The 23943-nt window shown below is 68.3% G+C and carries 13 protein-coding genes; 7 read left to right on the plus strand and 6 right to left on the minus strand.

Annotated features, from left to right (window positions below; translation table 11 throughout):
• Window positions 1-19 precede the first annotated feature (19 nt).
• Both G5B40_RS00555 and G5B40_RS00560 read left to right on the plus strand, forming a co-directional pair.
• Window positions 20-7639 (plus strand): two-partner secretion domain-containing protein, encoded by a 7620-nt coding sequence (locus G5B40_RS00555; RefSeq protein WP_165093711.1) that lies wholly within the window; start codon window positions 20-22, stop codon window positions 7637-7639.
• Window positions 7633-10290 carry a CHAT domain-containing protein gene (locus G5B40_RS00560; RefSeq protein WP_165093713.1) on the plus strand — a complete coding sequence of 886 codons (2658 nt, stop codon included), beginning with the start codon at window positions 7633-7635 and terminating at the stop codon, window positions 10288-10290. Before G5B40_RS00555 ends, G5B40_RS00560 begins: the two co-directional genes overlap by 7 nt.
• A 14-nt stretch (window positions 10291-10304) precedes the next feature.
• Here G5B40_RS00560 and G5B40_RS00565 read toward each other — a convergent pair whose 3' ends face one another.
• Window positions 10305-10970 carry an IclR family transcriptional regulator gene (locus G5B40_RS00565; RefSeq protein ID WP_165093715.1) on the minus strand — a complete coding sequence of 222 codons (666 nt, stop codon included), beginning with the start codon at window positions 10968-10970 and terminating at the stop codon, window positions 10305-10307.
• A 108-nt stretch (window positions 10971-11078) separates the two neighbouring features.
• Between G5B40_RS00565 and G5B40_RS00570 the strand changes: the two genes are divergently transcribed.
• The 4 genes from G5B40_RS00570 to G5B40_RS00585 all read left to right on the plus strand — a co-directional run bounded on the left by G5B40_RS00570 (window position 11079) and on the right by G5B40_RS00585 (window position 16418).
• Window positions 11079-13367 carry a cytochrome P450/oxidoreductase gene (locus G5B40_RS00570; protein ID WP_165093717.1) on the plus strand — a complete coding sequence of 763 codons (2289 nt, stop codon included), beginning with the start codon at window positions 11079-11081 and terminating at the stop codon, window positions 13365-13367.
• 147 nt (window positions 13368-13514) lie between these two features.
• Entirely contained in the window at window positions 13515-14552 is a 1038-nt protein-coding gene (locus G5B40_RS00575) for a TRAP transporter substrate-binding protein (RefSeq protein ID WP_165093719.1), read from the plus strand.
• Between the two features lie 82 nt (window positions 14553-14634).
• Window positions 14635-15120 carry a TRAP transporter small permease gene (locus tag G5B40_RS00580; protein WP_165093721.1) on the plus strand — a complete coding sequence of 162 codons (486 nt, stop codon included), beginning with the start codon at window positions 14635-14637 and terminating at the stop codon, window positions 15118-15120.
• Complete coding sequence (locus G5B40_RS00585) at window positions 15117-16418, plus strand: TRAP transporter large permease (RefSeq protein ID WP_165093723.1); 1302 nt, start codon at window positions 15117-15119, stop codon at window positions 16416-16418. Before G5B40_RS00580 ends, G5B40_RS00585 begins: the two co-directional genes overlap by 4 nt.
• Before the next feature lie 15 nt (window positions 16419-16433).
• Here the strand turns inward: G5B40_RS00585 and G5B40_RS00590 are convergent, their stop codons facing one another.
• Genes G5B40_RS00590 through G5B40_RS00610 form a run of 5 tightly spaced genes read right to left on the minus strand, consistent with a single transcriptional unit; the run spans window position 16434 to window position 22817 of the window.
• Window positions 16434-17570: a mandelate racemase/muconate lactonizing enzyme family protein gene (locus G5B40_RS00590; protein WP_165093725.1), complete on the minus strand. Its 1137-nt coding sequence runs from the start codon at window positions 17568-17570 to the stop codon at window positions 16434-16436.
• Window positions 17567-19282 carry a dipeptide ABC transporter ATP-binding protein gene (locus G5B40_RS00595; protein WP_165093727.1) on the minus strand — a complete coding sequence of 572 codons (1716 nt, stop codon included), beginning with the start codon at window positions 19280-19282 and terminating at the stop codon, window positions 17567-17569. Before G5B40_RS00595 ends, G5B40_RS00590 begins: the two co-directional genes overlap by 4 nt.
• A complete protein-coding gene (locus G5B40_RS00600) occupies window positions 19279-20226 on the minus strand; it encodes an ABC transporter permease (RefSeq protein ID WP_165093729.1) in 948 nt (315 codons plus the stop codon). Before G5B40_RS00600 ends, G5B40_RS00595 begins: the two co-directional genes overlap by 4 nt.
• A complete protein-coding gene (locus tag G5B40_RS00605) occupies window positions 20223-21194 on the minus strand; it encodes an ABC transporter permease (RefSeq protein WP_165093731.1) in 972 nt (323 codons plus the stop codon). The genes G5B40_RS00600 and G5B40_RS00605 overlap by 4 nt, the downstream gene beginning before the upstream one ends.
• 48 nt (window positions 21195-21242) lie before the next feature.
• Complete coding sequence (locus G5B40_RS00610; RefSeq protein WP_165093733.1) at window positions 21243-22817, minus strand: ABC transporter substrate-binding protein; 1575 nt, start codon at window positions 22815-22817, stop codon at window positions 21243-21245.
• A gap of 131 nt (window positions 22818-22948) precedes the next feature.
• On the opposite strand from G5B40_RS00610, the gene G5B40_RS00615 reads away from it, so the two are divergent.
• Window positions 22949-23749: an enoyl-CoA hydratase/isomerase family protein gene (locus G5B40_RS00615; protein WP_165093735.1), complete on the plus strand. Its 801-nt coding sequence runs from the start codon at window positions 22949-22951 to the stop codon at window positions 23747-23749.
• Window positions 23750-23943: the final 194 nt, after the last annotated feature.

The raw sequence follows: 23943 nt of genomic DNA on the forward strand, positions 1-23943 counted from the left end.
GACGGCGCGGCGAGACGCGATGAGGGCGACCCGCCGCGCCACGCTCCTCCTGGCGCTCGCACTCGGGTTCCCCGGCGATGCGCCGGCCGGGCCGAAGGGTGGCGTGGTCGCGGCCGGCGACGCGCGGATCGCGACCAGGGGCGCGCGCACCACGATCACCCAGGGCTCCGACAAGGTGGTGATCGACTGGCGGAGCTTCGATATCGACGCGGGCGAAGCGGTGAAATTCCTGCAACCGGGCAAAGGCTCCATCGCGCTGAATCGCGTTCTCGACGTGCTGCCCACGAATATTCGCGGCCAGTTGCTCGCGAACGGATCGGTATGGATCGTGAACCGGAACGGCGTCACCTTTCACGCCGGCGCGATGGCCGATGTCGGCGGGTTGCTCGCGACCACCGCGGATATCTCCAATGCGGATTTCATGGCCGGCGACTACCGTTTCGACCGGCCGGGCGCGCCCGATGCGAAGATCGTCAATGAGGGGGAGATCACCTTCGCCGAAGGGGGAGTCGCGGCCTTCGTCGCGCCGGGCGCCGAGAACCGCGGCGTCATCGCCGGCAAGGTCGGCAAGGTCGTGATCGCGGGCGCCGAGACCTTCGCTGTCGATCTCGCCGGAGACGGGTTCTACGCCTTCGCGCTGGAGGACGGCGCGGGCCGCGCTGGCAACACCGGCCGCATTCACAATCCCGGCGGTTACGTCCTGATCACGGCGACCTCCGCGAGCGGACTGGTCGACAGCCAGATCTCCGTCGGCGGCGTCGTCGAGGCGCAGACGGCGGAGAAGCGAGGCGGGCGGATCGTGCTCTCCGGCGATGGCGGCGTCGAGGTTTCCGGCGTTCTCGACGCCACGGGGGCCGCGCGGCGGGCGGCGGGCGGCGCTGTGGAGGTCGCGGGCGACAGGGTCCGGGTGGCGGAGAGCGCTTCCATCGACGTGACGGGCGCGGCGGGCGGCGGAGCGGTCGGCGTCGACGGCGCGCGCGTCCTTGTCGCGAAAGGCGCGACGATCCTGGCGAATGGTTCCGATGTGGGCGATGGCGGCGCGATCACGGTATGGTCGCGCGAGGCGACGGCCTTCTCGGGCCGGGTCGAGGCGCGCGGCGGCGCGGGCGGCGGCGATGGCGGGTTCGTGGAAATTTCTTCGGCGGGGCTTTTGCGGTTCGACGGCGCAGCGGATCTCTCCGCGCCGAAGGGCGCGCGCGGAGAGTTGCTTCTCGACCCCGTGAACATCGTGATCGGGGCGGCCGGCGCTGACGACGCGGAACTTGACGATAATGAAATCCTCTTTGGCGACCTCGATGGCGAGATCGCGGATCTCACGCTGAGCGCGGCGGCTTTGAGCGCCGCGACCGCCGATGTGACCTTGCAGGCGACGAACGACATCACTGTGGACGCCGCCGTATCCACCGGGTTCGGTCTGAGCCTTGAGGCGGGGCGCGACATCGTTCTCAACGCGGATATCGCCGCGGCGGCGCTGACGCTGAGGGCGGACGCGGACTTCACCGTGACCGGCGGGCCGGCGGCTGACGGCGCGGGAACGATCCGGTTCAACGGCGGCGGGCTATCCGGGGCCGATGTGGCGCTTTTCGCGGGCGAGGCGCTTACGCTCGGGCGGATCGCGGCGACGGGCGAATTCGCGGTCGCGACCGCCGCGGGAGGGATCGCCCAGGGCGCGGGAACGGCGCTTTCCATCGGCGGCGCGAGCGTGATCGACGCGCCCGGCCAGGCGGTGACGCTCGATGCGGCGGGAAACGATTTCGGCGGCGCCGTGGCGCTGAACGCCGGCGGCGTCGCGCTGGTCGATATGAACGAGGTGAACATCGGCGTCTCGGATGTCGCCAGCCTCGATGTCGGGGCGGGCGGCGCGATCGGCCAGAGCGGCGCGTTGACGGTCGCCGGGAATGCGGCGTTCGCGGCGACGGACGGGGCGGGGAATTTCGACATCACGCTCGCCCTCGCCAATGATTTCGGCGGGCGGGTGGACGCGGCCGGCGCCGCCGTGACGCTGAACGACATTTCGGCGCTTCGACTAGGCGCTATCTCGGCGCTGACGCTCGATGTCGCTGCGAGCGGCGCGCTGACCGATACGGCGGGCGCGGCGATTTCGGTCGCCGGAGCCGCCTCCTTCGCGGCGACGGGCGGCGGTGTTTTCGATCTGACGCTCGACAATGACGATTCTTCCGACCGCCACGGATTTGGCGGTGCGCTTTCGGCCGCCGGACGGGACGTGACGCTGATCGGCGCGGGCGGGATCCAGCTCGGCTCGGTTTCCACCGTCGCCTCGGGCGGCGGCGGGTCGCTCCTCGTCGGCGCGCGGGCGGGTTCGATCACCGATGGCGACGCCGGCGCGCTGCGCGTGGAGGGCGACGCCGCCTTCGAGGCGACCGGCGCCATCCTTCTCGACAACGCCGGGCATGATTTCGACAGCGACGGGGCGGATGACGGGGCGGATGACGGGGCGCCGGGGCGGGATTTCGTGACATTCCTCGCGGGCGGCGCCGCCACGATCGTGGATTCGAGCGGGCTTTTCGTCTTCGACAGCGCAGCCATGGGCGACCTGACGCTCACCGCTGCGACGGGCGACCTGTCCCTCGCCGAAGTGACGGGGGCGGCGCTGGTCGGAACGGCCGAGGGGGGAATATCGGCCGTCGACATTAGCGCGTCCGGCGCAACGTTCGGCGGTGCGGGATCGGTCGCCGGCGCCGCCGTCGCCGGAGCGGGGGCCGTCGCGTTGGAGCGGGCGATCATCGGGCCTGGCGGCCTCGGCGCGGCCAGCGCGCGCGAGGTCGCGCTCAACGATGTCTTCGCCGATGGCGCGATCACGGTGCGCGCGCCGGTCCAGCGCTACGTCTATCTCCGCTCGGCCGGACTCGCCGCCGGGACGCCGGGCGATTTCAACGAGGGGATCGCCGGGGCCGCCGGGGATATCGACTTGCTGACCCTCGACCGGATGCGTTTCGGCGGCGATATCGCCATCGCGGCGGGGGAGGTCCGTTTCGGCTTCCTCGACGCGGGCGGCGACCTGACGCTAAACGCCGTGGCCGGCGACGCCGCAAAGTTCACCGACGCCGAGATAGACTACACCGGCGCGGGAATGAGCGGCACCACCATCGCGCTTGGCCGTTCGGCGGCGACGATGCAGGCGGCGGACGCCAACGGCGCCTTCACCGAACTGGTCAGCATCGCGGGCGACGCCAGCCTCTCCGCCACGGGCGCTATCGTCCTGACCCGCGGATTCGACGCCGATGGCGGCGCCTTCCAGGCGCATATCGATGGCGCTCTGGCTCTCACCGGCGCCAGCGCCGCGGTCGAGGATTCACGCGGCCTCATGCTCGGCGATCTCGACGTGGCCGGCGACTTGGCGCTTCGGTTCAACGCCGATGAAAGCGCGGGCGCAGGCGAGGCGCTGAGCCAAATCGCGGGAGGCGCGGTGCGCGTCGGCGGGACGTTGAGCGCCATCGCGGGCGTTCATGGCGGACCGCTCGATACAGCGGAGCTTGGCGATATCATCCTCGACAACGCGGCGAACGCGTTCAGCGACGTGAAACTGATCGGCCGGGACGCAAGACTGCGGGATGCCGACGGGTTCGCCGTCACCGGCGGCGCGCTCGGCGGCGACCTGCGGATTGGCGCCCCGGAGGCGGCGCAGGCGGGCGATCTTGTCATCGCCGAACTCTCGGCTGGCGGGATGCTCGGCTTCTCCGCAACGGGGGCCGTCGCGCTCGATCGCCTGTCGCTCGGCGGCGCCGGACCGTTCGCGCTGGATGGCGCGGCGGATGGGGGCGTCGCGGCGACGGATATTCAGGCGGCTGGCGGCGCGCGGCTCGCGTCTGCGCGCGGCGCGATCTCTGTCGCGCGCTTCGATCTCGGTGATTTCGACATCGTCTCCGGCGGCGCCCTCGCGTTGAGCGAAGGCGACCTTGGCGCGGGGCGCGCTATCGCGGGGGCGGGCGCGGCGCTTTCCAATGTGAGCCTGGCGACCGGCGCGATTGAGGCGTCGGGAACACTGTCGGCCGATGCGGTGCGCGCGGCGGGCGAACTGGACCTCACCGGCGTGGATGTGCGGATCGGCGCCCTCGATATCGGTGGCGCGCTGGGCGCAACGGCGACGAGCGGCGCGATTGCGCTGGCGACTGCGCGGACCAACGCGCCGGCGGATGTGGAGATCGCGGGTCCGGGCGCGCCGGAGCTTGGGATCGGAACCGTCGGGGCGGGGGATCTGCGTGTGAACGACAATATCGACGCCGGGGCCGGGACGTCGATTTCGCGTGATGATTTCGACCGTCGCGTCGAAGTCGTCGGGCCTGCGACGCTCTTCGCGACCGGGGACATCATGCTGCCGCGCGAAGGCGCGGGGCTCGACGGGCTCCACAACCGCTTCGTTGGCGCCGTGGCGCTGAACGCGGGCGGCGATGCTACGCTCGCCACGGTCGATGCGCTGACTCTGGCGGCTGGCGCGGTCGGCGGGGCGCTGACGGTTCTGACCAACAGCGATAACGCCGGCGCCGCCAACGGGCTCGGTCAGGGCGGCGCGCTCGCGGTCGGCGGCGCGCTCTCGATCTCCACCGGCGATCATGGCGGCGCGCCGATCGCGTCGGCGGGGCGGCTGGGAGATGTCGCGCTGACAGATGCGGGCAACCGGTTCGGTGGGGCGGTGTCTGTGGTGGCCGATGACGCGGCGCTGGTCGCGGCGGAGGGATTCGCGCTGAGGGATAGCCGGCTCGGCGGGGCGTTGAGCGCGCGCGTCGCGTCGAATTCCACCTCCGCCGGGCTGAGCGTGACCGACATGGCGGCGGGCGGTCCGGTTACGCTGAACACGGCCGGCGCGGTCGATCTGGCGAGGCTGGCGGTCGGCGGGTCCCTGACGGCGGAGAGCCGGGGCGCCCGTCTCGACGCCAGAGACATCAGCGCCGGAGCGACGGCGCTCCGGGCGGCGGGGGCGGTCGCCCTCGACGACATGACGCTTGGCGCGACGGAAATCGCGGCTGGCGGCGCGGTCAGCGCGACGGACATTCGCGCCGGGACGGTGAAGATCGACGCCGCGCGCGCCACGCTCTCCCGCGCGGTGACCGGGGCGACGGCGCTGAAGGTCGCGGGGGTGGCGAATGTCGACCGGTTGATAGCCGACGCGACAGTGATCGAGTCCGAGGGGGCGCGCGTGACGAACGCCCGGATCGCGGGGGCGTTGACGCTCGACGCCGGCGGCGGCGCGGCCACGCTAAGGGATCTTTCGGTCTCCGGCGCGGCGCGGATCGAGGCGGCTTCGATCGGCTTTGGCGGCGACGCCGGCGCGCGCGTTCATGTCGGCGGCCGGATGACCGCGCTCGCCGATGGCGGGATCGACCTTTCCGATCTCTCGGTGGGTGGGGCGACGCGGATGGTCGCCGACGGGCGCGCGACGCTCGATGATTTCGATATCGGCGATTTGACCCTGACAGTGGGCGCGAGCGCCGATCTCGGCGACGGGCGCCTCGGCGCGCTGGTTCTGCGCGCCGGCGGCGCGGCGGCGCTCGACAATCTCCGGCTCGGGCGGCTGGACGCGCGGGCGGCGACCGGGATGCGGCTCGACGGGCTGTCAGCGGGTGGCGCGGCGACGCTCTTCAGCGCCGGCGGCGATATCGGTCTCGGCGCGGTCGCCGTGGCCGGACGGCTTCGCGCTTCGGCGCCGGAGGGCGATATCTTCACTCTCGACAGCGATTTCGCACTCGGCCGGGTCGCAATCGATGGGCCGGGCGAAGCCAGGGTTCCGGAGGCGGTGGCGGAGGGGCCGGACGCCGATGCGCCGCTCCCGCTCCGCGTCGCTCCCGCGGGCCAGACGATCGTTCTCGGCGCCGAGCGGACTGCGGGTCTGCTTCACGTCGCCGGCGACACCTATCTCTCCGCCGGCGGCGATGTCGCGCTGGTCGATGATGTGCGAGGCGTGACGGGCGACAATGATTTCGGCGGCGGTGTCTCCGTCCTCGCCGCGCGGAACGTCATGCTGAACGACGCCAACGACATTGCGCTCGGCGCGCCGACCGGTGTTGCGCTCCCCGGCGGCGGGCGGGCGACGCGGAGCGGGATTTTCGCCGCCGGATCGCTCCGCGTCGAGGCGGGTGGAAAGATCAGCGACGCCGCGCCGCCGCGCGCGCGCCTCGAAATCGGCGCCGACGCGCTCTTCCTCGCCGGCGAGGATATCCGGTTGAACAATGGCGGACATGCGATCGCCGGCGCGGTTGGCGCTCAAGGGCGCGACGTCATCCTGACCGAGGCCGGCTCGATCGACCTCGGGCCGATCCGGGCCGGGCGCGATCTGCGCATCGTGGCGGGGGCCGCCGGCGCGACCGGCGATGCGGCGATCCGGCAGGTCGGTGTTGTCGATGTCGTCGATATGGCGGCGGCGGCGCCTTCGGCGCTCGCCGCCGCGCCTGGCGCGGCTGCGGCGCGGCGCCGGGGCGCCATCCGCGTCTCCGGCGACGCGGATTTCTCGACCGGGCTCGACCCGGCGCGCGGATTCGGGATCGTCGCCGCCGGGGCGGAGCGCGATCTCGTTCTGGGCAACGCCGGGAACATCTTCAACGGCGTGATCTCGCTCCGCCGGATCGCCGGCGATGCGGTGCTGACCGAGGAAAGCGCTGCGCGCTCCGCCGGCGGCGTCGCGACGGCGCAGCGCCTCGCGAATTGGGAGGTTGGCGGCTCAACCCTTCTGACGACAACGGACGACGTTGTCTTTCTGGGGCGACTTACCGCGCTCGAGGACGGTGCGGGGCCGCCGCCGCGGCTCGCTCGACCGAACGCGGCGGCTCCGCGCCAGCAGGGCGAGGCGGCGTTGCCGGAGAACCTTCTGCGGCTCTATCTCAATTCGGGCGAAGAGTTCCGGATCGACACGACCGGCGGCGGCTTCGCCCCGCGCGGCGGTTTCGTGCGCTTCGATCGGCCGGTCGACGGGCTGAACGATGCGCCGCCGGTCGGCTCCGCCGCCATTGCGACGGAGCGCGGCGGGCTTGGTTCGCTCTCCATCGCCGCCGGGCGCGGCGCGGTGCGTTTTCGCGATTTCGTCGGCGCGGCGAACCCGATCGGCGCGCTCGATATCAAGGGCGGCGCCTTTTTCGCAGGGTTCACTTTCGCGGAAAGGACGCCCGGCGGTAACGCCGTGCGGACGCGGTTCCTCTTCGATCCGGCTTTCCCGGACGATTACTTCTTCAGCGGACCGATCCGCATCAACGTCTCGGGTCCGCTTCTTGCGGCGCCGCCGCCGGGGCAGGTGGACGCTTTCGTCTCTTCCGACAGCTATTTCGGGATCAATACGCCGGCTTTCACCTTCGGCGACCTGATCGCGCCAAGCTCGGCCGAAGCCTATGGCTTCATCGTCAACACCCGTCAGCGCGCCGGGGGACTCTTTCCTGTGCCTCCCAGCCGCTCGCGGGAGTTTCAGTTCAACGACTGCGTCATCGGCGATGTCGCGGATTGCACGAACGTGCCGACGCCGAATGTCGTCAACCAGGTGCTGATCGTCGCGCCGCCGGTTCTCGACATCGACGACCAGGAGTTGCTCGAGTTGTTCGGCAGCTTCGGCAACGAGGAGCTTTGGGGCGTGCCGCAGAGCTTCTTCTCGGATTTCGTGAACACCGCCGCGCCATGCGAAGAGGGAAGCACATGCTGAAATATCCTGTTTCGGTTCTCTCTGGGCTGGCGCTGCTCGCGGGGTGCGCGGCGCAAAAGTCGGACGACGCGGCGACGCCGCTCGCGCTTCTGGCGAACGACGAAGGCGCGCTCTGCGACAGGGTGGACGAATTGCTTCTGAAGGGGCAGCGCAACAGTTTCGGCCTTCGGTTCGCGGAGGCGGAGAACGCCTTTTCCGAGCTTCTCTCGATCTACAGCCTCGAGCCGGTGAACCAACGCTGCCCGGATCGGCCCTCGCAGGCCTTCGTCCTGATGAACCAGGCGTTGGCGCATTCCAGTCAGGAGCGCTTCGCGACTGCGGACGGGCTGTTCGCGCGGGCGGAGGGCCTGCTGCGCGACGGCGCCGAGGTCCCGCCCGAACGGCTGACGCGCGAGCGCACGCTCTACACCGCCTATCGGGCGCAGGATTTGCTGAACCGCTCCGCCGTCATCGGCGCGCGCGAATTTGCGGAGGCGGCCGCGAACTCCTTCCCGGAAGAGGGGGTCGGCGCCGCGTTCGGCGCCTCCTTCGACGACCTTCTGATCGGCGGGTCGGACGAGGCGCGCCGCTCGATCGTCGATGAAGCCTCCAACAGCCACGCGCGGGCGCATATCCTCCTCCTTGAGGGCGATCTGCCGGGCGCGACCGAGGCGATCAACTACGCGCTCGATCTGGTCAATCTCGTGCCGCGCTCCGCCGCCGTCTATCGCCCGCGCTTTCTCGCCGAACGCGCGCTGATCGATTACGAGAAACGCGACTACGATGCGGCGCGCGCGGATGCGAGGGAGGCGGCGGACAGTTTCGCCGCGCTCTTGCCACGCTCGCCGCTGGAGGCGCGGGCGCGCACCAGCCTAGGCCGCGCGCTCGCCGCGCTCGGGCGGATCGACGAGAGCCTGGAGGAATATGAACGCGGCTTTCGCGTCTATGAGGAAACGCCCGTTATCGTCGAGTTCAAGGCGCTCTGGCCGTTCTTCCGGCTGGGACTGGCCGAGGCGGAGAAGAACCCCGCGCGGCGCGAGGAATACGCCGCGCGGATGTTCCGCGCCGCACAGGTCATTCGCCGCTCGATCACCGCGCAGACGGTTTCGGGGGCGGCGGCGCTTCTGGGGCAGGGCGACGACGCCAAGGCCGGCGCAGTCCGCGCCTGGCGGACGGCTGAGGAGAAATACGCGACGCTGAAGGCGCTGCAGATCATCCAGTTGCAGGACCCGCTGAACCAGAGCGAGCAGACCGAGCGCCTGGCGCGGGAGGTCGCGGACGCCGGGGCGGAGGTCGAGCGTCTGCGCGCGGCGCGCGACAGGATCGCGCCGGAATACCAGTCCGCCATCGCCTCGCCGGTCTCGCTAGGGGAGGTGCAGACGGCGCTGAGGCCGGATGAAGCGATGGTGCAGATCGTCTCGGGCGAGCCGCGCTCGATGATCTTCGTCATCTCGAAGACCGGGGTGACGGCGCGCTCGATCAAGGCGACGGAGGGGCAGTTCGCGGTGCTCGTCGCGTCGCTCCGGCAGGCGGTGACGGTCGGCGCCGGCGGCGTCGCGCCGGTCTTTCGCGCCGATTTCGCGCATATCCTCTACAAGCTGATCTTCGGCGAGGTGACGGATGAATTGGCGGGTTTCGACAAGCTGGTCGTCTCGACCTCTGGCGCGTTGCAGAGCTTCCCGCTCGAACTTCTTGTGACGACGGCGCCGGGCTCTGCGAACGCGGCCGACTGGGCTCTCAGAGGCGATTACACCGGGCTTCGATGGCTGAGCGCGGACAAGGCGATCTCCTATGTGCCGAGCCCGCGCAATCTCGTCGATATCCGCTTGCGCGCGGGGCTCAGCGCGGCGCCGCGGGCTATCGCGGCCTACGGGAATTTCGCCCCCGGCGTCGATCCCGAGAAGGTGCTGCGCCTCAATGACCTGCCGCCCAACTGCATCGGTCTGGCGCGTGCGATCGACACGGTGGGGAGCCTTCCCGGAACAGAGGCGGAGGTCGCGGCGGTCGGGGCCATCTTCGGCGCGGATGGCGAGGTGGCGACCGGGGCCGATTTCACCGAAGAGGCGCTGAAGGCGGCTTCGGCCGCGGGCCGGCTGGCGGAGTTCAAGGTGCTGCATTTCGCGACGCACGGCATTCTCTGGCCGACGCCGGACTGTTTCACCGATCCGGCGCTGACCGTCAGCGCGACCGGGGATCCGGATAGCGACGGACTATTGAGCGCGACCGAGATCCGTGCGTTCAATCTCGACGCCCAGCTCATTGTGCTTTCGGCGTGCAACACGGCCTCGACCTATCTCGCCTCGCTCGGGCGCAACGCCGGCGCGCGCGGCGATGTGGGGACGGGCGGCGCCGGGCCGACCACCGCCGCGCGGATCATTCGGGAAAGCGGCGCGGGGGGCGAAAGCCTCTCCGGCCTCGCGCGGGCGTTCTTCAGCGCCGGCGCGCGCACCGTGCTGGCGACGCACTGGCCGGTGGCGGACGCCGAAACGACGCGGCTGATCGCTTTCTTCTTCGAGCGGTTGAAGGGCGGCGGCGTCAGCTTCGCGGAAGCCCTGCGCGAGGCGCAGGCGCGGCTGCGCGGGGCGCCGGCCACTTCTCACCCGATCTTCTGGGGGCCGTTCGTGCTGATCGGCGACGGCGGGCTGGGGCTGGGCGGCGCCGGGCGGAGTTGAAGGGCGCCGGCGGGTCAGTTCACCGAGGAGAAGCTCCGGGCGCAGCGGCGGGTCAAGAGGGCGGCGCGCTCGACGTCGAGGTCCTCCATCGCGACGACGCCGACGCAGGCCTCGACCGCCGCCTCGCCGGCCCCCGGCCGGCGCAGCGGGCTCGCGACGCCGACGGCGCCGGTCTGCAACTCCCCCCTCGTCACGCTGAACCCGTCGCGCCGCGCACACCGCACCGCCTCCGGATCGGTCGGCTGTTCCGGCCGCCCGGAAAGGATCGCGATCCCCGCCGCGCCGGCGTGGATGGAATGGCGCCCGCCCAGCCGATAGCCGACCCGGAACGCGCCATGTTCCGGCTCGGCCACTGCGATCACCACGCATTCGGCGCCTTGCGCCACCGTGAGGAACGATGTCGCGCCGGTGTCTTTCGCGAGCGCGGCGAGCCGGGGCTGCGCGACGGCGCGCAATTGCGGCTCGAACCGCGCCGCGAGCGCCGCCACCCCGCCGCCCAGCCTGACGCGCCCCCCGCTCGGGCGGGCGACGAGGGCCCGCGCCTCCAGCGTCGCGACGATCCGATAGGCGATGGCGCGGTGAACGCCCAGATGCGCGGCGAGAGCGGCGACGGTCACGCCCTCCGGGTTCCGGCTCACGAATTCGAGCGTCTCCAGCCCGCGATCGAGGGTCTGCAACATGGCTGCGCCATCCTCCGCAACACTCGCGCCGGCGTCGCACCGGATTGCGAATGGTTCCGAATATTGATAACATCTGTGCGATAATAGAGACAATAAGGAATCGCGTTCATGACCGATGCCAGCATCGGCGTCTGTCCGTTCGACGGCGCGGCGGTTTCGCCCGAGGCCGCCGCCTTCGACGTTTTCGGCGCGCCATACCAGGCCGACCCGGCGGAGGCGTTGCGTTGGTCCCGTGAGCAGGAGCCTGTCTTTTACAGCCCCAAGTTCGGCTACTGGATCGTCAGCCGCTATGAGGACGTGAAGGCGGTGTTTCGCGACAACATCCTTTTCTCGCCCTCCATCGCGCTGGAGAAGATCGCCCCGGCCTCGCCGGAGGCGGGCGCGGTCCTGAAGCGCTACGGTTATGCGCTGAACCGGACCATGGTGAACGAGGACGAGCCGGACCACATGGAGCGGCGGCGACTCCTGATGGGCGCATTCCTGCCCGAGAAGCTCGAGAAGCACGCGCCGATGATCCGCCGCCTGACGACGGCGCGGCTCGACGCCATCATCGACAACGGGCGGGCCGATCTGGTGAAGGAGGTGTTCTGGGATATCCCGGCGACGGTCGCGCTGCATTTCCTCGGCGTGGACGACGCCGATATCGCGGAGCTCAAGTCCTTCTCCGTCGCCCATACCGTCAATACATGGGGCCGACCGTCGCCCGAGGAACAGGTTCACGTCGCCGAACAGGTCGGGCGGTTCTGGGAGGCGTCGGGGCGCATCGTCGCGAAGATGCGCGCCAACCCCGATGGCGAGGGCTGGATGTATGACAGCATCCGGCGGAACGCGACGCACCCGGATATCGTCACCGACAGCTATCTTCACTCGATGATGATGGCGATCCTCGTCGCCGCGCACGAGACGACCGCCCATGCCTCCGCCAACGCGTTCCGGCAGCTGCTTTCGCGGCGTGAAAGATGGGATGAGCTTGTAGAGACCCCCGATCTCATCCCCAACGCGGTCGAGGAATGCCTGCGCTACGCCGGGTCGATCGTCGCCTGGCGGCGGAAGGCGACGGCGGCCTGCCGGATCGGTGATGTACCGATCCCGGAGGGCGCGAAGCTGCTGATCGTCATGGCCTCGGCCAATCGCGACCCGGCGCATTTCGAGAATCCGGACGAACTGGACCTCTACCGCGACAACGCCGCCGACCATCTGTCCTTCGGCTATGGCAGCCACCAGTGTATGGGCAAGAACATCGCCCGGATGGAGATGCGGATATTCATAGAAGAGTTTACGCGGCGCATTCCGGGCCTTCGCCTCGTCCTGGATCAGGAATTCGCCTCGCTGCCGAACACATCGTTTCGCGGCCCCACCTCGCTGCTGGTGGAGTGGGACCCGGCGCAGACCCCCGAGCGGCGGGCGAAAGCGCGGCGCGCGACGAAGGACTTCGCCGTCGGCCCGCCGGTGCGGAGCGAGATTCTGCGCACGCTGGAAATCGCCGAGGCGCGGCGCGTTGGCGGCATCCTGTATCTTTCGCTTCGCGATCCGCGCGGGCGTTCGCTGCCGCGCTGGAGCGCCGGCGCGCATCTCGACCTGATCCACGGCGGGTTTCGCCGGAAATACTCGCTCTGCGGCCAGTCCCCCGATCGCTACGATGTCGCGGTGCTGCTGGAGGCCGAGGGGCGCGGCGGTTCGCGCCATTTCCATGAATCCCTGAGCGTCGGAGACGCGGTGCGCGTCGCCGGGCCGCGCAATCATTTCCGCCTGGACGAGCGCGCGCCGCGCTATGTCCTACTCGCCGGCGGCATCGGGATCACGCCGATCATCGCCATGGCGGATCGGCTGAAGGCGCTTGGGAAACCCTATGCGCTGCATTTCGCCGGCCGCGCGCGCGGCGCGATGGCGTTTCTCGACCGGCTGGAGCGCGAGCATGGCGACGCGCTGACCCTGCACGTCGCGGAAGAGGGGGGGCGCGTCGATCTCGCGACGCTGGTCTCCGGCCTTCCGGACGACGCGGAGCTTTACGCCTGCGGGCCGGAGCGGATGCTGGCGGCGCTGGAGGCGGAGTTTGCGGGCAAGCGTTCGGACGTGTTGCGCTCGGAGCGGTTCTCCTCCGCCGCCGCGGCGCTCGAACCCGAAAAGGAGCACGGGTTCGAACTCGTTCTACGCGACTCGGACCTTCTGCTGAAGGTCAGGCGCGATCAGACCGTGCTCGACGCGCTGGAGGAGGCGGGCGTCGATGTCGCCTGCGATTGCCGGGAGGGGCTCTGCGGCTCCTGCGAGGCGACGGTGCTCGAGGGAGAACTCGACCACCGCGACAATGTGCTGACCGCGAGCGAGCGGGCCAAGGGCGATCGTATCATCACCTGTTGCTCGCGGGCGAAGGGTGGGAGGATCGTGCTTGCGCTGTAGGCGACGGGCCGGCGGCATGCGGGGGCGCGTCGAAGATCCGGCGCGGCGAAGCAGAGGCTGTTATTGTGGCGGCGCGCGTCGTAAAGGCGTTCAATGGCCGGAAGCGAAGCAGCCAGACAAGATCAGGACGCAAAGGGAGAGGAACCCATGACATCCAGTTTCAGACTCGGCCTCGGCGCAATCGCCGCGGCCGCCGCCGCAGCTGCGGGAATGGCGACGCAGGCCGCGGCTGAAACCACGCTCAAGCTCAGCCATTTCCTGCCGACCGTTCACGGCATCCACACGGATTTCATCAAGCCCTGGACCGAGCAGGTGACCGCCTGCACCGATGGCGAGGTGCAGTTCGAGATCTTCGCCGCGGGCTCGCAGCTCGGCAATGTCGCGCGCCAGCAGGAGCAGGTCATGGCCGGCGTCGTGGATATCGCCCACGGCCTCCACGGCATCCCGCGCGGCCGCTTTCCGCGCACCTCGGTCATCGACATGCCGTTCCTGACCGACGACGCCGGAGCCGCCACCCACGCGCTCTGGACGATGCTTCCGGACGAGTTGGCGGAGGAATATGATGGCCTCAAGGTGCTGGCGCTTCACGCGCATAATGGCGGCCTGATTCACACCAGCGAGAAGAAGGTGGAGACGATGGAGGACCTCGACGGCCTCCGCATCCGCACACCGAGCCCGGCCGTGTCGGAGATGCTTACCTTCCTCGGTGCGACACCGCAGGGCCTGCCGCCGGGTCAGGTCTATGAGAGCCTGCAGCGCGGGGTCATCGACGGCACCGTGTTCCCGTGGGATCCGGTTGCATCCTTCGGCCTGAACGAGGTCTTGAAATATCATCTTGATGCAGGCGCTTACACAGTTTCGTTCTTCTTCGTGATGAATGAGAATTCGTACAACTCCCTCAGTGAGACGGCGCAGGCTTGCGTTGACAAGTATTCGGGCGACGCGCTGGTTTCGAATTTCGGCGACTGGTGGGACGCATGGGACGCGCCGGGCCGTCAGGGGGCGATCGACGCCGGCCACGAGATCACCGAGCTTTCCGACGAGGAGAGAGAGCGCTGGCGCGAGACGCTGGCCCCGATGATCGACGGCTATCTCGAGGAGCTGAAGGCCGACGGCGTCGACAACGCGCAGGAGATCTACGCGCGGATGCAGGAATTGGTCGCCGAATACGCGGCGTCCAACTGACGGTCGAATCCGACGCGCCGATGGATCGGGCGAGAGCCGGCCGAACCATCGGCGCGCGGAATCGAGAGGGGACAGATTGGTCATGAGACGGGTCGCGCATTGGCTCCGCCGCTTTCTTCGCGCGATAGCGGGGTTGGGCGTTCTCGCCTATGCGCTGGCGGCGCTCGTCACCGTCGCGGACATTCTCGGTCGCCAGGTCGGCGTCCCGATCGATGGCGTCGTCGACCTGGTGCAGCTCTTCGTGATGGCGGGGGCCTGGTTGGTGATGCCTTACGCGTTCATGGCCGGCGCCCATGTCGGCGTGGATTTCCTCGTCGGGGCCCTGCCGGCCGCGCCGGCGGCGGCGCTGCGGCTCATAGCGGCGACGCTGGCGTTCACCCTCCTCGCGCTCATGCTCTGGCAGGGCGTGCTGACCTACGAGACGCGCACGATGTTCGGCGACCGCTCGCAGCAGCTCGGCATACCGATCGCATGGTACTGGTGGCCCTTGCTCGCGGGCCTTGCGTTGTCGCTGCTGGGCGTCGCGCTCGCGGGCGCGGAAAGCTCCGATGCGAAGGCGAAACAATGAGCGCGGCGTGGCTCGGAGTTCTGGGGTTCATCGCGACATTGGGGCTGATCGGCCTCGGGCTGCCGGTCGCCATCGCGATGGGCGTGATCGGGACGCTGGGCTACTGGTGGCTCAACGGCTGGACCGGCGTCGCCTTTGTTCTCGGCTCGACGCCGTTCGAGTCGCTCTTTCCCTACTCCTTCAGCGTGATCCCGCTCTTCGTGATGATGGGGGTCTTCGCCTCCCATGCCGGGTTGTCGCGTTCGCTTTTCGACGTTCTCAACGGGTTTTTCGGGCACAGGCGCGGCGGGCTCGCGGTCACGACCATCGGGGCTTCGGCGATTTTCGGCGCGATCTGCGGCTCGTCCCTCGCCACCGTCGCCACGATCGGTCGCGTCGCCATGCCGGAGATGGAGCGTCATGGGTACGATCCGTCCCTCGCCTCGGCGACGGTGGCGGCCGGGGGGACGCTTGGCGTGCTGATCCCGCCGTCGATCCTGCTGGTGATTTACGGGCTGCTCACGCAAAGCTCGATCGGCGCGCTCTTCATCGGCGCGCTGCTGCCGGGGCTGCTCGGTGCGGTGCTCTACGCCGCCGCGGTGAAAATCCGCGTCGGACTGAAGCCTGAGCTTGCGCCGAAAGCCGAGCGCACCGGCTGGCGCGGACGCGCGGCGCTGATGGGGCGCATCTGGCCGGTGGCGCTGCTGTTCTGCGTGGTTATCGGCGGCATCTATCTCGGCTGGTTTTCGCCCACCGAGGCGGCGGCGGTCGGCGCCGTCGGCGCCTTTCTGCTTGCGCTTCTGAGCCGTAGCCTGACGCGGGAAAACCTGCGCGCCTCGGTCTACGAGACCGCCGCGTTGACCGGCATGATCTTCTTCATCCTGATCGGCGCCGCGATCTTCAACTTCTTTCTGGAGAACACCGGCCTGCCGCAATTTCTTATCGCCGCTATCGAAGGCGCCGGCCTCTCTCCGCTTGCCGTCATGGTGCTGATCCTCGCGTTCTATATCGTCCTCGGCTGTTTCATGGATGCGATGTCGATGATCCTGCTGACCGTCCCACTTCTCGCCCCGGTGGCGCTGGACATGGGGTTCGACCTCGTCTGGTTCGGCATCCTCGTGGTGACGGTGGCCGAGATCGGCCTGATCACCCCGCCGGTGGGCATGAACCTATTCGTGGTTCAGGGCACGTCGAAGAATCTTACACAGGGGGTGGTGGTGCGCGGCATCCTGCCTTTCATCGTCGCGGATATCCTGCGTCTTGCGCTGCTGGTCGCGTTTCCGGCGCTGGTTCTCTGGTTGCCGGGCGCCGGGCTCTGAACAGCCGGGGGCGCGTCAGTTGACGCGCCAGCGCTCCAGCACGTCGCGCCGGACCTCGACGCCGAGGCCCGGCCCATCCGGTACATGGGCGACGCCATCCTTCACGCGCACCGGCTCGACAAGCAGGTCCTGGCGGAAGGGGTGCGGGGTCGAATCATATTCGAGAAGCGGTTGGTGCGCGCCAAGACCGGGGGCGGAGGTGGGCAGTACGGCGAGAAGCTGCATCGCGGCGGCGAGGCCGATCCCGGTGCCCCAGACATGCGGCTGGTGGCGTGCGCCATGCGTCCAGGCGAGGTCGGCGATGCGTTTCGCCTCCGTCAGTCCGCCGCAGGAGGCGGTGTCGGGCTGGATGATGTCCATCGCGCGGGCGTCGAGGATGCGGCGGAAATCGTGCCGCGTGAAGCTGCACTCGCCACCGGCGATCGGGATGGAGGTGAACCGGCGTATCTCGGCATAGCCTTCGAGGTCCTCCGGCTCCACCGGCTCCTCGAACCAGCCGATATCCAGCGGCTCCATCGCGCGGGCGAGACGTTTCGCCTGCACGAGATCGCAGCCGTGATTGGCGTCCACAAAAAGCTCCGCGCCGCCGATCGCGCCGCGCAGCATCTCGACGAGGGCGATGTCGTCGGCGAAGCCGAACCCCACCTTGGTCTTCATCGCGGTGAACCCGGCCGCGAGATAGCCCTCCGCCTCCGCCTTCAGCATGACGTGGTTCTCCGCCCGGTCGTTCGTGCGGCGATAGAGCCCGGTGGCGTAAGCGCGGACGGAGGAGCGGACCGGGCCGCCCATCAGGCGGTGGACGGGCTGGCCGTAGGTCTTCCCGCGGATGTCCCAGAGCGCGATGTCGATGGCCGAGAGCGCCTGAATCGCCAGGCCGCGCTGGCCGTGATCGCGCCAGCCGTTGTAAATCTCCTCCCAGATCGCCTCACCCGCCAGCGGGTCGCGCCCGATCAGGCGCGGGGCGTAGAGCGTCTCGATGATCGCCGCGATGGCGAGCGGCGGGCCATAGGCGTCGCCCCAGCCGGTGATGCCGGAGTCGGTCTCCACTTCAAGGACGAGGCCGACGCGACGGTCGACCCAGGACTGTGAAAATGCGAAGGGCCGGTCGATGGGCGCTTCCAGGGCGTGCGCGCGGACCTTGATGATCTTCATTCCGAATCCACTGGGCCGAGCAACTCCATGCTCGGCATCAGGCCGAGAAGGTGTTTCGTGTATTCATGCGCGGGCGCGGCGAAGAGCTGTTCTGTCTCCGCAATTTCGCAGATCGCCCCATGGCGCATGACCGCCACCCGATCGCACATCTGGCGGATGACCGGCAGGTCGTGGCTGATGAACAGCATGGTGAGGCCGAGTTCCTCCTGCAGATCTTTCAAGAGGTTGAGGATCGTCGCCTGCACCGAGACGTCGAGGGCGGAGGTCGGTTCGTCGCAGATCAGGATGCGCGGGCGGCAGGCGAGGGCGCGGGCGATGGAGATGCGCTGGCGCTGGCCACCGGAAAATTCGTGCGGATAACGCAGCGCCGCGGCGGCGCCGAGGCCGACATGGTCGAGAAGATCGTCGATGATGCGCCGAACCTCCGTTTCCGATCCGGCGGTGCGATAGAAGCGGATCGGTTCTGCGACGATATCGAGGACGCGCATCCGGGCGTTGAGCGATGAATACGGGTCCTGGAAGATCATCTGGAGCGCGCGGCGGGCGGCGCGGGCTTCGGGCGCTTTCGGGCGGCTGCTGACGTCCTGCCCGAGAATGCGGATGGCGCCGGAATCAGGCCGGTGAAGCCCGGCGATGAGGCGGGCGACGGTGCTTTTCCCGGAGCCGGATTCGCCGACGAGGCCGAAGGTCTCACCCTCGCGGATGGTCAGCGTCACATCATCCACCGCCTTCAGCATCCTTCGGTTCTTCGGCAGGACCGCCCGTTGGAGGATGAAGGAGAGGTCGGCGTTCTCGATCTCGATCGCGGCGCCGCCGCCCCGGTGATCGGCCGAGGCGCCGAGCCAGTGATTGGCGATGTCGATGCGCCGGAAGGGCGTCGCGTCGCCTTCGATATAATCGACGGAGGTGAAACGATGGAGGCGCCGGTCGGCGCGCGGGACGGCGGCGATCAGGCTCTTCGTGTAGGCGTGGGCGGGGGCGCCGAGGATTTGCGCGACCGCGCCGGTCTCGACAATCTCGCCGCGATACATCACCGCGACGCGGTCGGCGATGGTGGCGATGACGCCGATATCGTGGGTGACGATGATGACGCCGAGCTCTCGCTCGCGGCAGAGCTGTTTCAGAAGGTCGAGGATCTGCGCCTGAATCGAGACGTCGAGCGCCGTCGTGGGTTCGTCCGCGATGACGAGATCAGGATCGCCCGCGAGGGCGAGCGCGATGACCACGCGCTGGCGCATCCCGCCGGAGAACTGGTGGGGATAGGCCTTGAGCCGGGCGCGGGCCTCGGTGATGCCGACATGTTCGAGCAATTCGATGGCGCGGCTGGTGGCTTGCGGGCCGCGCACGCCCATGGTCTTCTCGATGGTCTCGACAAGCTGGTCGCCGATGGTGAGCAACGGGTTGAGAGAGGTTTGCGGGTCCTGAAAGATCATGCCGATCCGGTCGCCGCGGATGCGACGCATCTGCGCTTCCGACTTGCCGCGCAGCTCCTCCCCCTCGAAAACGATGGAACCGGCGGAGACGCGCCCGGGGCGCTCCAGGAGGTCGATGATCGCGGCGCCGATGGTGGATTTGCCAGCGCCGGATTCGCCTACGAGGCCGAGCACTTCGCCGGGGTTCACGCTGAGATTCACGTCATGCGCGGCCCGGATCAACCCGCGCCGCGTCGGAAATTCGACGCCGAGGCCGGTGATTTCGAGAAGCGCGCTCACCGGAGCTTCGGGTTGAGGGCGTCGCGCATCCAGTCGCCGAGGAGGTTGACCGCGAAGACCAGGATGACGAGCGCGATGGCGGGAAAGAAGGTGATCCACCAGAGGCCGGAGAAGAGATATTCGTTCCCGACCCGGATCAGCGTGCCGAGCGAAGGCGTCGTCGGCGGAATGCCCTGGCCGAGAAAGCTCAGCGTCGCCTCAGCGATGATCGCCAGCGCGAGGCCGATGGTGGCGATCACCAGCACAGGGCGCAGCGTGTTGGGGAGAATATGGCGCGTCATGATGCGCCAGCCGGGCAGGCCGATGATCCGCGCCGCCTGCACGTACTCGCGGCTCGTTTCCACCAGCGTCGCGCCGCGGGCGACCCGGGCGAATTGCGGCCAATCGGTCAGCCCGATGGCGAAGATGACGACATAAATCGCGAACTCTTGCCTGAGCTCCAGGGGCAGCATGGCGCGGCCGATCCCGTTGATCAGGATGGCGAGGAGGATGCCGGGAATGGTGAGCTGCACATCGGCGGCGCGCATGATGACACTGTCGACGCCGCCGCCGACATAGCCGGCGATCAGTCCGAGCGCGACCCCGAGCACCATGCCGAACGCGACCGCGGCCATGCCGACAAGGATCGAGAGCCGCCCGCCATAGAGCAGCGTCGATAGCATGTCGCGGCCCTGATTGTCGGTGCCGAGCAGATAATCCGGGTTGCCGCCTTCGACCCAGACCGGGGGAAGCTTGCCGTCCCAGAGCGAGATCTCCGCCGGGTCGAACGGATTGTGGGGGGCGATGAGGGGCGCCGCGAAACAGGCGATGATGGCGGTGATCGCGATCAGCGCGGCGACCATCGCCGAGGGGGTGGTGATGAAGGACCAGAATATGTCGTTGTCCTTCAGCCGCGCCCATCGGGTCATGGGCGGGGCGATGCCGGGTTCGTCCGTGGCGCTCATGATCCCCCCAGACGGATTCGCGGGTCGATGACGAAATAGAGGATATCGACGATGAGATTGATGGTGACGAAGAGGAGTGCGACGAAAACAAGATAGGCCGCCATGATCGGCACGTCGACGAAATCGACCGCCTGGATGAACATCAGTCCGGTGCCGGGCCACTGGAACACCGTTTCGGTGATGACGGAGAATGCGATCAGCCCGCCGATGTTCAGCCCGATGATGGTGATGACCGGCACCAGCGTGTTGCGCAGCGCATGGACGAAATTGATCGAGCGTTCCGCGAGGCCGCGCGCGCGGGCGAATTTGATGTAGTCGGTGCGCATCACCTCCAGCATCTCGGCGCGCACAAGCCGGAGGATCAGCGTGAGCTGGAAGAGCGAAAGCGTGATCGCCGGAAGGATGATCGAGCGCCAGCCGTCCGCCGTCAGCAGCGAGGTTTGCCAGAACCCGAGGTCGACGACGCCGCCGCGCCCGGAGGAGGGCAGCCAGCGCAACAGCACCGCGAAAAGATAGATCAGTGCGATTCCGATGACGAAGGTCGGCAACGAAACCCCGACCAGACTGATCGAAAGCGTGGCGCGGCTGAGCCAGGTGTCGCGTTTTATGCCGGTATAGACGCCGAGCGACAGGCCGAGGACGAGGGCGATGATGGCGGAGACGAAGACAAGCTCGATCGTCGCCGGCAGCCGCTCGAAAATGAGCTCGCTCACCGGGCGCCTGATCCTGTAGGAGAGGCCGAAATCACCCGAGAGCGCGTTGCCCATGAAGCGGACATACTGGGTGATGATCGGATCCTCGAGGCCGAGCTGGACGCGGATCTGCTGGCGCTGTTCACGCGTCGCCTCCTGGCCAACCATGTTGTTGACCGGATCGCCGACGAAATTGAACAGCGAGAAGGAGATGCCCGAAACGACGGCCATCACCAGAACCGACTGCGCCAGCCGGCGAAGAATGAACGAGATCATCGCGTGACGATCCGGCCGGAGCGCGCGGAGGCGCCCCGGCCGTTCGGCCTATTTCGCGACGATGTAGCGCGGACGGAGCGCGTCGTCTGCACCGATCGGCACGTCGAACTTGTCCGAGATGCCCCAGGCGATGACCTGGTGGTGGATCGGCGCGTAGGGCGCGTCCTCCTTGATGATGGTCCACGCCTCGTCGATCAGGGCGGTCCGCTTCTCCACGTCCATTTCGGTCGCGATCAGGTCGGTGATCTCGTTGACGCGGGGATTGGAGTAGCCGGTGGCGTTCCAGGAGCCTTCACCGTCAACCAGGTAGGCGAAGACATAGTGGCTGTCGAGCGTCGGCACGCCCCAGCCGAGCATGTAGAAATCCGTCTCCCGGTTCTGGAGCTTCGGGAAGTGCTGGGATTTCGGGATCGCCTCGAGGTTCACCTTGATCCCGACCTTGGCGAGCATCGCGACCGCGGCCTGGCAGATCTTCTCGTCATTGTTGTAGCGGTCGTTCGGGCAGTCGAGCTGAACGGTGAACCCGTCCGGGTAGCCGGCCTCGGCCAGCAGGGATTTCGACAGTTCCGGATCAAAGGAGTAGGGGGGGTCGTTCTCGGGTGTGTTGCCGAGCACGCCCGGCGGCGTGATCATGCCGGTGGGGAAGGAAAGCCCCTCCATCACCACGCGCTTGATCGCCTCCTTGTCGATCGCATGGTTCACCGCCATGCGCACCTTCACGTCCTTGAACGGGTTCTTGCCTTTCACGTCGGAGGAGCGCAGCTCGTCCGAGCCTTCGTCCATGCCGAAGAAGATCGAGCGGATCTGCGCCACGGTTTTCACGCCAAGCCCATCGGTCGCCTTGATCCGTTCGAGATCCTGGAGGGGCGGGTCGAGGACGAAATCCAGCTCTCCCGAGAGGAGCGCGGCGACGCGGGTCGCCGCGTTCTTGATCGGCCGGTATTCGATCCTGTCGATATTGCCGGGGAATTCGCTGGCGCCCCACCACTCCTTGTTGCGTTCGAGAACGGTCAGCTCGTCCGGCGCGCGGCTCACCACGCGGAAGGGACCGGTGCCGTTGGCGTTGCGGACGGCGAAGGTCTCCTCGCTCGCGGCGTAGTCCTGCGGCGTCTCGACGTCATGCTCCTTCGACCAGTCCGAATCCATCATGTAGAGCGATGTGATCTCGTTCGGCAGAATCGGGTTCGGCCCCTTGGTGATGACCTTGACAGTGTGGTCGTCGAGGATCTCGACATCCGCGACGGAGGAGACCTGCTCCTTGTAGTCGGAGCTTTCCGCCATCGCCCGCTTGAAGGAGAACGCCACGTCCTCGGCCGTGAAATCGGCGCCGTCGTGGAATTTCACCCCCTCGCGAAGATGAAAGACCCAGCCATCGTTCCCGCCCTCCCACGAGGTGGCGAGTTCGGGTTGAAGATTGAGCTCCGGGTCGCGGGTGACGAGCGATTCGTAGATCTGCCCGTTCATCGCGATCGTCGGCCCTTCGTTCTGCGACATCGGGTCGAGCGTAAGCGCGTCGCCTTGGCTGGCCCAGCGAAAGACGTTCTCGGCTGCGGCCGGTGTGGCGGCCGCGAGCGCGGCGGCGAGCGCGAGCGCCGAGGCGCCGGTTAGCTGGATTCTTCGCATCAGTCTCTCCTTGTCGGTTCCGGCCGGGTTCAGCGGCTGGCGCCGCCCGGCTCTGCCGGGAATAGTAGGCGCTCGTGCGGCTGCGTCCAGCAATGAATGCGCCAGCGCGGTAAAAGTAGCGGGAGGTCGAAATGGACGAAGTTACAGTCGAGTGGCGGGCGGGGGAGACGCCGGACGCCGGTCGCATCGCGGTGGTGCGGTTCGATCGCGGCCATCGGGCGAATCCGTTGGCGCTCTCGACGATGCGGGCGCTGACCGAAGCGGCGCGTGGTTTCGAGGGCGATGCGCGGTTGGCGGCGGTGGTGCTGACCGGGCGGGCGGAAAATTTCTGCCTCGGTTTCGACCTGAAGGACGCGGAGACGGCGGCGCTCCTCGACCTGTCGCTGGCGGAGCGGCGGGAGGTTCTGCGGACCGGGCGGCGCATGTGCCGGGCGTGGGCGGAGATCGAGGCGCTGACGATCTCCGTGATATCGGGCTGGTGCGTCGGCGGCGGACTGGCGTTGGCGGCTGCGACGGATCTGCGCGTCAGCACTTTGAAATCAAATTTTTACGCGCCCGAGATCGAGCGCGGCATGAACATGAGCTGGGGCTCGATTCCGCGGATTGTCGATCTGGTCGGACCGTCGAAGGCGAAACGGCTCCTGATCCTCGCCGAGCGTATCGACGCGGAGCGTGCGGCGGCATGGGGGCTTCTCGACGAAATCGCTGAGAACCCGATGGAGGCCGCGCTGGCGATGGCGGCGCGCGCTGCGGCGATGCCGGCGGCGCCGGCGCGGATGATCAAGCGCGGAATCGACGCTTACGCCTCGGCGCTGGCGGAAAGCGCTAGTCACGCCGATTCCGACCAGTTCGCCCTGGCGCAGACCGGGCCGGATTACGCGGAGGGAGTCGCTTCGTTCATCGAAGGCCGCCCGCCCCGATTTCCGGGCTGAGGCGCACGGAAGAAGGCCCGGCCGCCGAGGGACTGGCGCCGGGCCTCTTCCCCCGTGTCGCGCTGGGGTGGAGCGCGCGCCTGCGGGTTGACCCCCTAATAGACGAATTTTCCGCAAACACAATTCAAAAGTGATTATCCGATAAAATTCTCTTACCATAATCTAGTTTATCTACAGTATGTTCTCATGTTTTC

Origin of the sequence: Pikeienuella piscinae, assembly GCF_011044155.1 — a bacterium.
GTDB lineage: Bacteria > Pseudomonadota > Alphaproteobacteria > Rhodobacterales > Rhodobacteraceae > Pikeienuella > Pikeienuella piscinae.

Bases quoted from the DNA above. Each gene is read 5' to 3' on its own strand.
- G5B40_RS00555 (WP_165093711.1), top strand. From the start codon at position 20: ATGAGGGCGACCCGCCGCGCCACGCTCCTCCTGGCGCTCGCACTCGGG.
- G5B40_RS00560 (WP_165093713.1), top strand. From the start codon at position 7,633: ATGCTGAAATATCCTGTTTCGGTTCTCTCTGGGCTGGCGCTGCTCGCG.
- G5B40_RS00565 (WP_165093715.1), bottom strand. From the start codon at position 10,970: ATGTTGCAGACCCTCGATCGCGGGCTGGAGACGCTCGAATTCGTGAGC.
- G5B40_RS00570 (WP_165093717.1), top strand. From the start codon at position 11,079: ATGACCGATGCCAGCATCGGCGTCTGTCCGTTCGACGGCGCGGCGGTT.
- G5B40_RS00575 (WP_165093719.1), top strand. From the start codon at position 13,515: ATGACATCCAGTTTCAGACTCGGCCTCGGCGCAATCGCCGCGGCCGCC.
- G5B40_RS00580 (WP_165093721.1), top strand. From the start codon at position 14,635: ATGAGACGGGTCGCGCATTGGCTCCGCCGCTTTCTTCGCGCGATAGCG.
- G5B40_RS00585 (WP_165093723.1), top strand. From the start codon at position 15,117: ATGAGCGCGGCGTGGCTCGGAGTTCTGGGGTTCATCGCGACATTGGGG.
- G5B40_RS00590 (WP_165093725.1), bottom strand. From the start codon at position 17,570: ATGAAGATCATCAAGGTCCGCGCGCACGCCCTGGAAGCGCCCATCGAC.
- G5B40_RS00600 (WP_165093729.1), bottom strand. From the start codon at position 20,226: ATGAGCGCCACGGACGAACCCGGCATCGCCCCGCCCATGACCCGATGG.
- G5B40_RS00605 (WP_165093731.1), bottom strand. From the start codon at position 21,194: ATGATCTCGTTCATTCTTCGCCGGCTGGCGCAGTCGGTTCTGGTGATG.
- G5B40_RS00610 (WP_165093733.1), bottom strand. From the start codon at position 22,817: ATGCGAAGAATCCAGCTAACCGGCGCCTCGGCGCTCGCGCTCGCCGCC.
- G5B40_RS00615 (WP_165093735.1), top strand. From the start codon at position 22,949: ATGGACGAAGTTACAGTCGAGTGGCGGGCGGGGGAGACGCCGGACGCC.